Here is a 13375-nt window from a genome sequence, read left to right as displayed (position 1 = left end):
GTATACTACTTTCGTATTTTATTTTCAAGGCTTATCCGTAGATTCTAGTGGTTTGGTTCTATAAATAAAAAAGCAGCCAGTCTTACAACTTGCTACTTTTCAAATGATGATTAAAAAATATCTTTGCAACCACTCTATTTTTTTAAAATCCTTATTGTTATTGTGATCATTTCGATAGGAATCTTGGGAAGAAGCCTTGTAAATACTTAAAAACTGTTCCAAACTTGGAACGCGAAAAGTGATGTTTTCGAGATGAATCAGCTCTATATCCGATTCCGAAACTCCTGCAAAATCAGGTAAAGAATCGATACTTCCGAATTCAACACTCAGTCCATCTTTTTTGAATTCATGCTCATGAATATCTATTAAGTCATAGCCTAAGTGTTTCATCACTTTCATTATCTTGTCCCACTCATAAATTCTGAGATGATCAGGCGCTTCCCAACCTCTAGGATCACCAGGCACATGAATGTTAATGTCAGACGGCCTCCATTCTTCATTTGAACGGTATTCAAACCCCAAAGACCCCATGAGCGTCGGAGTGATTCCGATTTGGTTTAAATGAGAACAAATTATTCGAAATTCATCAAATAGAGAATTCATTCCTCCTCCAATCGTTGATATAGGACTTAATTTCGTTGTGAATAATAAACTAATTTTTACCTTCTACTCTTTCGGTTTTGAAAATACTTCTACTCGCTGAGCTAGGACTTTGATTTCTACAGGTAGGTTATCTGACTTATCACCGTCAACATCTGACTCCAATTCACTATCAGAAGAAATTTTAATATTACGAGCTTTGATATACTCGATATTATCATTTGCGACAACATCCCCTTTTAGTAAATCAGGAATAACGGATAATTTGGAGAATATAGAAGCATCCTTCAGAATCAAAATATTAGCATAGCCATCTTTGTTTTCTTCAAAGATTTTTTTATCAGCGAAGTAATTTGTCAAGAGAACCAACACATGGCTAGCTTCACCAACATAATTTCCATTTTCTGTCTCAACCTTAATGTTAAAGACCTGATCTGTCATGACAGACTTCATGGTATTTACAGCATAGGCTAAAATACCGAATTTTGTCTTGTCCTCTATTTCAACATTGTGAATCGCCTCAGGTAGAGAACCGATACTAAAGATATAACCAAAATAATTGTCATTCGCTTTTCCGATATCAATCTTATTGGTTAAATCAAAATCCAGTTCATCTATCGCGCCATCGATGTCTTGATTGATTTCCAACAGTTTCGTAATGAGGTTACCCGTACCGCCTGGGATAATACCCAACTTAGGAATGTAGTCTCTCTCAGCAATACCCGAAATGACTTCGTTGACAGTCCCATCTCCACCAAACACAACCACTGCATCGTACTGCTCACGAGAAGCTTCTTCAGCAAAATGTGTTGCATCCAGCGCCTTTTCGGTAATTTTGGTTTCCACGTGCTCAAAGTATTCTTTTGCTTTATTCTCCAGCTTTTCTTTGTAATCCAAAGCCTTTTCGCCACCAGAAGTAGGGTTGATAATTACCATTGCTTTTTTCATTAATGTTCTCCTTAATATTCGTTAAAAATATATATCTCATTATATGAAACTAAACGTATCCCTATTATACTACGAAAATACAGAAAAGAGAAATCTGACGTACTGGAGATTAATACGCTTTTATTCTATTTTCCCATCGTCTAACTACATCCTTTAAGGGTTCATCCAAGTAAGAGTAGGCTTTTTCCTTTATCCAATCAGGAATACCATAAGCTGCCTCTGCTATGCTGCCAGTGATTGCTGCGAGTGTATCACTGTCGCCACCAAGTGAGATGGCATTTCTTATCGCATCTTCGAAATCTGTACTCTCAAGAAAGGCGATAATGGCTTGAGGGACAGTTTCCTGACATGTTTCGTTAAAACGATAGTTAGGACGGATTTCATCTAAAGTTTGAGATAGATTGTAGCCGTATTCCTTCTCTATATAATCCTTAATCCGTCTTTTACACTCCCTAGGATTGTCGTTAATTGATTGCTCGTATTCTCTACAATAACCACCAAAGTAAAAACGACATAGAAAAATAGCATCAGCTGTAGCCATTGCACCTTTAATACCTTCTAGATGATTATGGGTTACCTCTGCAGAAAGACACGCAAGTCCTCTAGATGATGGCCACATACCAGTTCTCGCATAAAAACCACAGTCCATGACCCAAGCACATGGAGAAACACGCATAGCTGATCCATTCCCAAAGCTATTATAAGGATCACGGTTATCGCTATTTAGCCATGCATTAAACCGAGCACCGTAATCAGCATTCGGATACAGTCTGCCATATTTCTTCATCGCGTCAATGAAGTCGTCTTTTTGTCCCCCGTTCATAATCGCTTCTGCAACAGCACAGGTCATAACCGTATCATCTGTAAAAAAGCAGTCTTTACGAAATAAAGGAAAGTCCTTTGTTTTGATATTGTTCCATTCGTAAACAGAACCGACAACATCTCCAATAATTGCTCCTAGCATAAGATATCTCCTTGTGACATATCAGATTTATTACACATTCCCAATGGTTAACTCTTTAAAAATGGTACCACCAAATCAATCCACTCTTGAGGCAGGTAAGCTGACAAATAGCCGTGATTATAGGCCTTTGCTTCATACAAAATTGTATTTGAATGTAGCTGATGAAATAATTTCGCTGATTCTTTCACACAGTTCAATTCTTTTTCACCATAGATATACAGAACTTGAGCTTTGCTAGCAGAAATCATATCTTTCAGCTTGTAATGCCCCATATAGGTTTTGTAAATGGTCACCAATGTTTTAACAGGCGTCCTTGGCAGATCCTCCAAATAATAAGCTTTTATTTCATCTGGATAAGCCAGTTTAGGATAAATTTTGTTCATCATACCTAATTGGATTTTACAAGAGAATTTACTAAACATCAGTTTGCCAAATAGACGTACAAGAAAAATGCTGATTTTAGCCAACCTTGGTTGAGGAATACAGATACTTCCGTCTATAACAACTTTCTCAGATATGTCGCTCTCTAAGGACAAAAGTTCAATGGCAATTTGACCACCAAGTGAAACACCACCGATTGCAAACAATTTCCCACCACAGTTTGCTTTGATATAGTCTAGAATCTCCAAAGCAGAATCTTCAGTAGAAACATAATCAAGTTGATATTCCTCGCCGTGGCCATTCAAAGTTGGTAGAATAATACGGTATTCTTTTGACAAGATTCGTGCTTGACAAAGATAATTCCACCAAGAACTGCCACCACCATGTATCAGTAAAATAGGAGGCAAATTCTTATTACCAAATTCATGGAATTTCATGTTTAAACTCCTTACTGTAGAACTTTCACTAGCTAATTTTCCTTGTTCAATCAGCTCTTAAAAGCAGTACCACACACTCGACATAAAACGAGTGAACACTATGTATGCCAAGTGAACATGTATGTGGGAACATGTCTATAAACCTTTTGACGATAGCATAAGGTTATCGTTAAAAGGTATTACCCCGACAAACTGTGATTTACTCATTTCATTAAATCAGCTATTTCTTTCTTCCCATACGCCTTTACATTCTGAATTACATTCTGTTTCCTCTTGATTGATTCAAACAATGATATATCTAGTACATTTGCGAATTCTTCAAACTGAACCTGCCCGATTCTTCTTATTTCTTTAAGTTTCTCAGCATCTCTTACCTTTCTCTCTGCCTCACTTTTGGGGTATCCTTGTCCAAATGGCTCCGAGAAAAGAGCTTCTATTGTTCTTTCAAGATTTTCAGTACCTGACCATGTATAATTTTCACCTAATGGTAATGATATCGCATTTCCATTATTAATCTGAGCAAATAAATAGGCATCATTCGGTGTAGGTGCATATCCGCAAATGACATCAGGCATACTATTACAAGCAAGCATCATTCCTTGTCCGGAAGAACAGCCCGTAACAACGAAATCAACTGTCCTACTTGCCAACAAGATACCTATAAGAATAGAAATTTCTATATACGAGTATTTTTCATTTTCTTCCATCGTACAGCCAAAATTTATAACCTCAGATTTCTTTGGAGCATACTTTAATACAGCATCATAGATTATTTGATTTTTGGTCGCTTGCGAACTTGCTTGAATAACTCCGATTCTCATTCTTCCCCCCTTCAACTTCTAATTTAATTATTTCTTTTTCTTTGGTTTGGGTGCCGGTAATTCATTATATATTGAATTGAACAAGCCTTTATTTTCTACACTTCATTTATTCACTGGTTGCAACTTTTGACATCAAAACTACCGCCTCCACATGTCTTGACGGTTACTACCTATACTGTGAAACGAAATCAAAGCTGCTGAATATCCGTATTAAACTATTAAACGTAACTAATGCGAGTATTTACGGCTTCGTTAATATACAGTATTGTTACATCTATGCCAAGTTTCCGATAGTTAGTTCTTCTTTCTTTATTTAAATCTTTACAAATCCAACTAGCGAGAAGGGTTGTTTATCTCAAAACTCATTGAACCTTTGGTTCCTCGATTAGTATAATAATTTCCTTCTAGTTGATTTGGATTATCAATATCAAGAATTACCGTCCCATAATGTATAGGACTTTGCAATTCAGCCCTTGGGCTATTTAAATATGTATAAATTAATTTTTGTGTTCCATTATCATTGATAATTGATGCTGTAATGCTATGGCTCGAACTTTCACCCGTTTTAAACTTAACTTTAATAGTCGTAAATGACTGTTCAATAGTAAGTTCACAATTTCTTTCATTCTGATCATAGTCCGTCTTGAAACTACCTACATAATTCGCAAATAAAATTGGAACATTATGAATCTTAGATAGTAATGGCCACCGCCATGCTGTTTTTTCAAAAATAGCCATAATAATTGCTGTAACTGATATAGCTTCACCAATATACCCAATGGCTGAATATACCAATGCCAAAATATCAGATTTAAGATTCACTGCAATCTCTTGGCCACTTATTAACAATCTTAATAACAAGCAAATTGCAAAAACCCATATTGTAATATTCAAAAATTTTTTCTGCTGTTCATTCATAAGTTTTATTTATAATCCAAAAATTCAATCATTCTAACTAAAAAAGTTTTTGTATCCTGTAAATTCCATTTCTGCTCTGAACGAAAAAGGTAATACATTCCACTTACTTCAACCCAATTTAAATTCACTTGAGACACTATGTAATATAACGCTTGCTGTAACAACCCTGTGTAGCTATTACTATTGAAAAACATCTGTTCAGGTATATTCCAGACCAAACATTCTATCAAATATGAAGAAATGCGTTCGTTTGTCAATCCTAGCTCCTGCATCTCGTTCTTAATATGCTTCATAATCCTAACTAAATATTTATATTTATAGTGAGTAGATTTATTCTTAGAGATACCATTTTGTATATGAACTTTAGGATAATTAATTACTTCATAATTTCCGTTTGAGGTAAAAAATTTGATGCCTTCAACAAATTTTTCAGATGACCTGCTACCAATATATCTATAATTTCGATATTGAAAACATGGGACTACATCTGCATTTACGTGATATGAGTTAGAATTAATATTGATACACTTATTGCCAATAGAAACTGATTCTGCACCAAATTTTGAAATTAACGCTTTAATCACTTCGTTTTTAAATACATTAGCATTGGTGCTGCTACTAGAGTAATTATAGTCTAGGTCCGATAACCCATCTACATACTCACAATAAAATAAAGATTTCACCATGATACAGATATCAATGTCGCTATTTTTCTTTACATTCGTATTATTTGCATAAGAACCTTGGGCAAAAATTTCATATTCATACTTTGAAGAGAGCCCACTCCTTTCTATTGCATCTTTAATCATTCCATTAGTATTTTCAACCCGTGTTTCTTCAGTGGCAGATAACGGCTTAATCCATGATTGTAATGCTTCTTCAGAATATCTCATTATAAAACAACTCCATTTTAGTTTTTTGGTTAATTCATAAAAAGTAACCGATATTAAAAAAATCCTACATATAATTATACCACTAAACAAGAAAAAAGGCTGCAAACATAGTGAACTATACTATGCCTACAGCCTTATAAATCAACTTCTGTTCCTTCCAAAAATCTAACGGTTATCTGTCCATCCTCCGAAATCAAAATACTATCTAGTACCTGACACATCTCAAAGGAATCATATTCCCAACACTCCTTATTTATCAATTCAGCCAATAACACACTGTAATGCTTTTCTAATAACTGGTTTTCTTCCAAGATCTTATTCCACTTTCCATGCAACAAATCCATATTCTCACTCAGTAGTTTAACTGCCATCATTACAGCTTTCTCTAGTGTTCCCTCATCGATATGGTTATTCTGACAACCAATCTGTCCCTTTACCTTATAACGGTTGTTACACTGCCAAACTTTACGTTTGCCACGACTGGTCGTCCAGTTCTTACGTCCAAAAGCTGAACCGCATTCTGCACAGAACACCTTGGTAGTAAAAGGGTTGTCCTCATTTTGCATGATGTAGAAGAAATTGAAAAAGAAAATAGACTTCAGACAGCTATTGATGTTGTCAGAGAACAGTTTGGCTTTTTAGCCATACAAAAAGGAACCGTCCTAACTGAAGGTTCCTAAAATATTGAACGCAGTAAACTTATTGGCGGTCATTCCGCTGGTGTATTGGAGGGATTAAAATGATTGACCGTTCATCCTTACCATTTCAGTCAGCAAGAGAGTACCAGGATACAAAGATGCAAAAATGGATGGGCTTTTTCCTATCTGAGCATACATCAGCACTCTCTGATGATACAAACAAAGTAACGTACATGTCAGATTTGTCAATGGAGAAGAAATTATTACTCCTCAGTCAAGTATACGCTGGGCAGCTACACACACGCATTCAAGTGATTGAAAAAAACAAGCGTGTTTCCTACACTGGAACAATACCAAGTCTGACCAAAGATTTCATTTTGATAAAAACTACAACAGGTCACATCAATTTGAAATTAAAAGACATTATTAGTATTGAACTTGTCGAGGAGGTGCTCTATGAATCAGCTTGAGTTTCAGCGTAATCACCTACAAATGGACTATTATAGCGAGAGCTACCAAGATTTTGAACGTGACTTCTACCGCTACTCTAACATGAATATTCCATTGACCTTCCTAACTGATGATATCCTAAAAACAATGGCGACTTCACGTAAGAATTACTTTGTCCTCAATAAGGAAAAGTCCAGAGATAACCGCGATCACTTCTTCATATTTGAAGTAAGTACCGTAGATGAGAATCCGCTAATCTATCATTATACATATAAGAAAACTACAATATATTTAGCAGAAAAATAGGAGCAGTTCAATTGACTGTTCCTATTTTTAATATTCATAAAATCTAAAGTCTTTATACTCTTTAACAATGGAGTCGCCAACCAGAACAGACTATACTGACCAGCGACTACCTTAAATTTAATGTTTCAGATTTATTTTCTTATCTCTAATTTCATAAACTACATCTGCTACATTTTCGAGTAATCGTTTATCGTGGGTGATAAACACGATAGTTCCGGTGTACTCCTTCATTAGTATTTCCAAAGCCTCTAAACTTGGTATGTCAAGGAAGTTACTGGGTTCATCCATTATTAGGATGTTATATCTACCCATGAGCATTTTAGCAAGCAACAATTTTATAATTTCTCCACCGCTTAAAACAGATAAACTTTTTCCAATATCGTTCTGTTTGAACCCCATAGATGCTAGCACTGAACGAATTTCTGATATATTGTAGTCACAATCCTTCTGCATAAACTCCATAACATTCTGATTACTGTTGTACTTGTAACCATTCTGTGCAAAGTAACCTATTTTTGCCTTAGGCGAAATAGAAATTCCTTCTTCATGGTTTAAGATCATTTGGATTAAAGTTGTTTTTCCGATTCCATTACCACCAGTTAACGCCACTTTTGCTCCTAACGGAATTTGAAAAGATGCATTTTCAAACAGAGCCTTATCCCCAAATACTTTATTAATTTCTGCACCGACTATAGGGTATGGATTATGGAGCTCCAATGCTTTACTTTGCCTGAAACGAATTCTGCGAATGCCTTCCGGAGCTTCTACTTTTCCTAAGGCCGCAATCCTGTGCTCTAGGGTTTTAGCAGCATTATACATCTTTTTTTCCTTACTTCCTATTGATTTTTGATGAGCTAAACGCCCTCCGTCTTCAGTACTTTTTTTCTTTGAAGAACCTTTTGCCTTCTGTTCTATTTTACGAGCCTGTTTTCGCTTTTTCTCCGCAGCCCTTTCCAATCGGGCACGTTCCGCAATAAATTGTTCGTATTCTGCAGCTTGGCTCTTACGTTCTTCCTCTTTCTGACGAAGATAATCAGAATAGTTTCCCCAATACTCAGTGATTTTGCCATCTTTCAGTTCCCATATTTTATCTACTATTTCATCAAGAAAATAGCGGTCATGGCTAATAACTAACAGTGCACCTGTAAAATATTTTAGCTGTCCTATTAGAAAATCAATTCCTTCACGGTCTAAATGGCTCGTAGGTTCATCCGCTAAAATACCATGAACCTGTGCCGATAAGGCCTGTGCTATTTTAAGCCTTGTTTCTTCACCACCGCTCATAGTCTGTATATTTAATTGCTCAACACCTAGCTTGCCTACAAGTGCAAAATCTTTTTCCTCCTGCAGAGTTACTTCGTCCAACTGGGGAATATAGGCAAGTTCACCCAGACGATTCATTTTACATCCTGGGGGAGTTAATTCTCCTAAAAGTACCCTGAGTAAAGTGCTTTTTCCAGCACCATTTGCTCCTACTAAACCAATACGGTCATAATCATATACTTCTAATTCATTTATATCTAAAACATCGCGTCCTTTGAATTCCACACGAATGTCTTTTGCTTTTAATATTAATTCCATAACATTTCCTCCTGTCTATAATCGCATGCTTTCATTTGCTTGTATGCAGGGAAAACCCTGCGATTTTAGCAGGAAGAGTTACATGAAAATAAGATACATAAATATTCCTCCAATATTGTTTATTTTAAATCTAATTTTCTAACCTCAGTTATCATTTGGCAAACTATAGCAATGCCAATAATTAAAATACCTGATAGTAAAAACCAATGATTTACACCGATTTTATCAGCAAAGAATCCAGAAAGAATTAACCCAATTGGCATAGCAAGTGACATGATACTTCCGATCAAAGAAAATACACGTCCTAAATATTCAGGCTTAATTTTCTCCTGAAAAAGAGCTGTTTGCACACCGCTATAAAATGGCACCGAAAGCCCCATTATTGCACAGCAAACTACGAATATTACAAATCCATTTGGAGGAAGTATTCCCGAAACGGCTAAACTGGTCCCCATTATAAAAAATGAACTTGTTATTAGTAATACATGCTTTTCGAAGCCCCCTAATCTTCCTAATAATAAGCCTCCTGCTAGCATCCCAAATGCAAAGGAAATTTCCGTAATAGAAATATGCACAGGCGTTCCATTAAAGTGTTCCATGCTTATTAAAGGAAATAGTGCATTGATTGGCATATAAACAAAAGTATATAGTGTTCCTAAGAGTAATAAGGCAAACAATCCTTTGTTTTGTCTCAGAACCACAACTCCTTCTTTCATCTCCCTTATGAAATTTGGTTCTAAACTTTGCACTTGATTACCCAGCTTAGGTATACGTACAATTGCTACCGTAATAGATGCAATCACAGCACCCAATACGTCGATGGCAATAATAGCATTTAAATCCCAAACGGAGTATAAGAGTGCTGCAACTGCCGGACTAACAATATAGCTTATAGACTGCAAAGACTGACTATAGCCTGCGCATTTCGTTAGCTGTTCTTCTGGTACTAAAAGTGGTGTAACCGCATTGAGTGCTGGGGTATGAAAAGCTGTTCCAATGCTACGGATAAACAATACTATCATAATCATCCAGACAGGTAGCTCCATACAGAATGCAACAATAGCAAGCACTGCACCAGCTGCTGCGATAATTAAATCGGCACCAATCATTATCTTCTTCCTATCATGACGATCCACTAGCACACCAATGGCAGGTCCCAAAATCGCATAGGGTAAAAAACCTACTAATGAAGCCATAGACAAGACCATCGCAGATCCTGTTTTTTCTGTAAGGTAAAAAATAATCGCCATTTGCAGGATGGCACTAGTGATTAATGATACTGCTTGCCCTGCCCATATTGCATAAAATTTTCGTTTCCAATTGTTGTATTTTTCCATTTATATTATCTCCTGCATATTATTTTGCTTGAATTTCTATTTTGAATAGCATTCTAGGCAATAAAAAATGCAGGCCAAACCCCACAATGTGGCTTTTGGTCTGCATACATACAATTTGGAAACATTCATATTAAAGACATAGTTAAATAAAGGTATAGTTAAATAACCAATATCCTCACCGTAACTAATGAATGCTCAATATCGTATAAATAAGCACAACAAAAAAGCCTATCATCGGGTATAGATTCTGCTTTTTTTATTGCCAGCTTATCTTAAACGCATTGAGGCTGTCATAGTTTCGGTTCCTCCTACATCTTTGTTTATATCAATTTATAGTATAACACAACAAGATGATATGTTCAATATAAAAGTTATGGAATGAGACTCATACTTCCAATTCGATGCCAGATTTAAAGGATATGACGAAGTTTTCTTCATAGACTGTAACGCTCTGGATTATCTTCCTTAGTAGCAAGCGATTAGCTTTCACAAAATCTTCTGTTTGTAGTTTTAAAAATTCATCAGGATTTTCTAACTCAACCTCAAAATATTTCATTTTACATTCCCTCATTTCATTTATTGATAAATTGAGTTTGCAAAAAAGAGTGGACAATTTTTGTCTACTCTTAACCTTTAAAATAGTTTTTTTTAATCGATTTGAAGTTGCCTAAATTATTACTTATTCGGTAAAATGAAGTATTGCTTTCAACAGATTTCCTTCAACTACACTTCACTTGATTCAAACAAGGTGGGTACATTTCTATTCCCACAAACTCCTTGTCAATGGAAACAAACACGTACCCACAGGGTAAATGGAAATAGAAACTGATAATTTCTAGCTATCACTTCTACTCATTCCAAAAATTTTCTCACTCTGATACTTACCCACCATAAAGCAAAAAGCCTTGCAATCAAGGCTTTCATTATCCCTTTCGTTCAAAGGTTTCTAAGCTTTTACGAGCAGAGCGACACACTCAGCGGTTCGCTATCTCCGTTCTGTCTGCGTGCTAGCACTTGTCAATCACGGACAGCTATCGCATGGGCGGAAGTAAATGCTAATCTTCGTCGTTTTACTCCTTGACTAGCAAACTTACCGCCTCAACATGCATTGTTTTCTTTATTTGTACACTTTTTTTCGTCATCGGTTACGGTATTAAAACACAATTTATCATTTTCTATTTTAGCATTCTTCCTTTTAGATTTGTAAGATTTTGCATCTTTAGTCGAAGAATCTCCCGTTTTAAAAATTATAGTCAACATTGCTGGATCAATTTCTCCATTAGAATTTATTCCGCCTACTATGATTTTTTCAACGATACTTTCAAAAATGTCCTTTTCAAACTCAGTCAGAGTCTTTTGTGAAGTTAAAATTTCTTTAAAATTCTCTAATCTACTTTTTATATCAACTTCTGATTTTAAAGTTACTTCTAGGTTTACTTTTTCTTCTAAAAGTTTTTCTTTCTCAATTTGTATTTGGTTAAATTTATTTTCATATACAGAATCACTAATTTTTCCATCAAGATTCATTGAAACTAATTTTTCTTCTTTCTTGTACAACGAATTTAATTTACTAACTATCTTATTCAACTCCACTTTTAAAGTATCGTCAGTAAGCTCTTCTTTTATAATTTCAAGAAAGTCTTCAGTTAGGTTATTATTTTCATAAAACAACTGTTGATAGCTCTGTAAAAAAGCATTTTCTATTGCTTTTTCCTCTATTCCTTTACTATGGATGCAATGCTTTTTACCTTTCTTTATAGATGTTGTACAGTGCCAGATAATCTTTTTGTACTCTGAACTAGAGTGCCAACTTCTTCGAGACAGAACAGTACCACAAAAACCACATTCCAATCTACTACTAAAAGGATACATTCTTGAATATCTTTCTCGTTTTCCTTTTGTATTTGCTATTGTTTTCTTGTTTCCTGATCTCCGTAATCGAATTTCTTGCGCCTGTGTAAAAATTTCTGGACTAATTATTGCATCATGATTATTTTTTATATAGTATTTATCTTCTTCACCGAAATTTATTAAACGTCTCTTGCTAATGGGGTCAACAGTGAAAGTTTTTCCCATTAAAATATCACCTTTATACTTCTCGTTTTTAATAATTCCTAAAACTGTTGTATCTTGCCAGTGATCAAGACCTCTCGGAGTTTTATAACCTAGTTCATCTAGTTCTCTAGCTATTGCCTTACCCCCAATACCATCAATGTATCGTTCAAAAATATAACGTACTATCTTGGCTTCTTTTTCATTTATTGATATTGACTTTGTATCTTGATTATAGTCATAACCAAGACAACCTTGAAAACCAATAAGTTCTCCACGTTGCATCTTCATTTTTAAACCTTTTTTAACATGGGCAGATGTATTTTCAACTTCCTGTTGAGCCACCGAACTCAATATAGTTAATAGCAACTCACCATCCATAGTTAAAGTATCAATGTTTTCTTCTTCAAAAAATACACCAATTTGTTTATCTTTGAGCAAACGAACATATTTGAGAGTATCTAATGTATTTCTAGCAAATCGAGCAATAGCTTTAGTAATGATATAGTCTATTTTTCCATTAAGGCAATCTGAAATCAATCTTTGAAAATCTTGTCTTTTTCCAACTTGAGTTCCTGAAATCCCTTCATCAGCATAAATGTCAACCAAATTCCAATCTTGGTGCTGTGATATATACTCTCTATAATGACGAACTTGAGAATCATAGCTATTTTTTTGATCATCACTATCGGAACTAACACGACAATATGCTGCTACTCTCCTCGATAAAGAACCACTATTATCATTTCTTCTAGTTACTAAAGGATTTGCTTTTATAATTTCAACATTATTTGACATGGCTTAACCTCCTATTTCTCTGCATTTATTTTACCGCAACCAATAAAAAAGGTCAGCTAATTTGTGTATATTTTACGTAGTTTCAGCTTTATTTTTTCATATTCTTTTTCACTAATAAGTTTTTTTAAGAATAATAGATTTAACATCTCTAGCTCTACTACATAATTTTCTAAATTTGATTTCAAAAAATCACTTCCTTTTGATTTTTATCATTTACCTCCATGGCATGACTGATGAAGTCATCATAAGAA

The 13375-nt window shown here is 35.1% G+C and carries 13 protein-coding genes and 2 pseudogenes; 3 read left to right on the top strand and 12 right to left on the bottom strand.

The window, feature by feature from the left end; translation table 11 throughout:
• Positions 1-99: 99 nt before the first annotated feature.
• The 8 genes and pseudogenes from HMPREF2701_RS07230 to HMPREF2701_RS07195 form a co-directional block, all read right to left on the bottom strand.
• Positions 100-603: a phosphoribosylanthranilate isomerase gene (locus HMPREF2701_RS07230; protein ID WP_070482593.1), complete on the bottom strand. Its 504-nt coding sequence runs from the start codon at positions 601-603 to the stop codon at positions 100-102.
• A gap of 63 nt (positions 604-666) precedes the next feature.
• The gene (locus HMPREF2701_RS07225; RefSeq protein WP_000710105.1) at positions 667-1548 is read right to left on the bottom strand and encodes a diacylglycerol/lipid kinase family protein; all 882 of its coding nucleotides are present in this window, start codon (positions 1546-1548) and stop codon (positions 667-669) included.
• A gap of 109 nt (positions 1549-1657) precedes the next feature.
• On the bottom strand, positions 1658-2512 hold the full coding sequence (locus tag HMPREF2701_RS07220) for an ADP-ribosylglycohydrolase family protein (RefSeq protein WP_070482590.1): 855 nt from the start codon (positions 2510-2512) through the stop codon (positions 1658-1660).
• Positions 2513-2559: 47 nt separating this feature from the next.
• Positions 2560-3330, bottom strand: coding sequence for an alpha/beta hydrolase (locus tag HMPREF2701_RS07215; protein ID WP_070482588.1), 771 nt, complete (start codon positions 3328-3330; stop codon positions 2560-2562).
• 203 nt (positions 3331-3533) lie between these two features.
• Positions 3534-4151 (bottom strand): RpiB/LacA/LacB family sugar-phosphate isomerase, encoded by a 618-nt coding sequence (locus HMPREF2701_RS07210; protein WP_001219736.1) that lies wholly within the window; start codon positions 4149-4151, stop codon positions 3534-3536.
• A gap of 333 nt (positions 4152-4484) precedes the next feature.
• Positions 4485-5045, bottom strand: coding sequence for a Cap15 family cyclic dinucleotide receptor domain-containing protein (locus tag HMPREF2701_RS07205; RefSeq protein ID WP_239682018.1), 561 nt, complete (start codon positions 5043-5045; stop codon positions 4485-4487).
• Positions 5046-5074: 29 nt separating this feature from the next.
• Positions 5075-5962, bottom strand: a complete 888-nt coding sequence (locus HMPREF2701_RS07200; RefSeq protein ID WP_070482586.1) for a nucleotidyltransferase domain-containing protein — start codon at positions 5960-5962, stop codon at positions 5075-5077.
• A gap of 134 nt (positions 5963-6096) precedes the next feature.
• A pseudogene (locus tag HMPREF2701_RS07195) lies at positions 6097-6534 on the bottom strand (zinc ribbon domain-containing protein); the annotation flags it as partial.
• Here HMPREF2701_RS07195 and HMPREF2701_RS07190 point away from each other — a divergent pair.
• The 3 genes and pseudogenes from HMPREF2701_RS07190 to HMPREF2701_RS07180 all read left to right on the top strand — a co-directional run.
• Positions 6526-6705: pseudogene (locus HMPREF2701_RS07190) on the top strand (DNA polymerase); the annotation flags it as partial. The pseudogenes HMPREF2701_RS07195 and HMPREF2701_RS07190 overlap by 9 nt on opposite strands.
• Positions 6702-7070 (top strand): hypothetical protein, encoded by a 369-nt coding sequence (locus tag HMPREF2701_RS07185; RefSeq protein WP_070482584.1) that lies wholly within the window; start codon positions 6702-6704, stop codon positions 7068-7070. The pseudogene HMPREF2701_RS07190 and the gene HMPREF2701_RS07185, both read left to right, overlap by 4 nt.
• A complete protein-coding gene (locus HMPREF2701_RS07180) occupies positions 7057-7356 on the top strand; it encodes a DUF5960 family protein (protein ID WP_001072467.1) in 300 nt (99 codons plus the stop codon). The genes HMPREF2701_RS07185 and HMPREF2701_RS07180 overlap by 14 nt, the downstream gene beginning before the upstream one ends.
• Before the next feature lie 117 nt (positions 7357-7473).
• Here HMPREF2701_RS07180 and msr(D) read toward each other — a convergent pair whose 3' ends face one another.
• The 4 genes from msr(D) to HMPREF2701_RS07160 form a co-directional block, all read right to left on the bottom strand.
• Entirely contained in the window at positions 7474-8937 is a 1464-nt protein-coding gene (gene msr(D) / locus HMPREF2701_RS07175) for an ABC-F type ribosomal protection protein Msr(D) (protein WP_000420315.1), read from the bottom strand.
• Positions 8938-9056: 119 nt separating this feature from the next.
• Positions 9057-10274: a macrolide efflux MFS transporter Mef(A) gene (mef(A), locus tag HMPREF2701_RS07170; RefSeq protein ID WP_000417519.1), complete on the bottom strand. Its 1218-nt coding sequence runs from the start codon at positions 10272-10274 to the stop codon at positions 9057-9059.
• A gap of 385 nt (positions 10275-10659) precedes the next feature.
• A complete protein-coding gene (locus HMPREF2701_RS07165; protein ID WP_000873143.1) occupies positions 10660-10830 on the bottom strand; it encodes a hypothetical protein in 171 nt (56 codons plus the stop codon).
• 542 nt (positions 10831-11372) lie between these two features.
• On the bottom strand, positions 11373-13124 hold the full coding sequence (locus HMPREF2701_RS07160) for a recombinase family protein (RefSeq protein ID WP_070482581.1): 1752 nt from the start codon (positions 13122-13124) through the stop codon (positions 11373-11375).
• Positions 13125-13375: the final 251 nt, after the last annotated feature.

Source organism: Streptococcus sp. HMSC077D04 (genome assembly GCF_001808785.1).
GTDB classification, from domain to species: domain Bacteria; phylum Bacillota; class Bacilli; order Lactobacillales; family Streptococcaceae; genus Streptococcus; species Streptococcus mitis_BX.
This window is presented reverse-complemented; position numbering and strand designations above follow the sequence as displayed.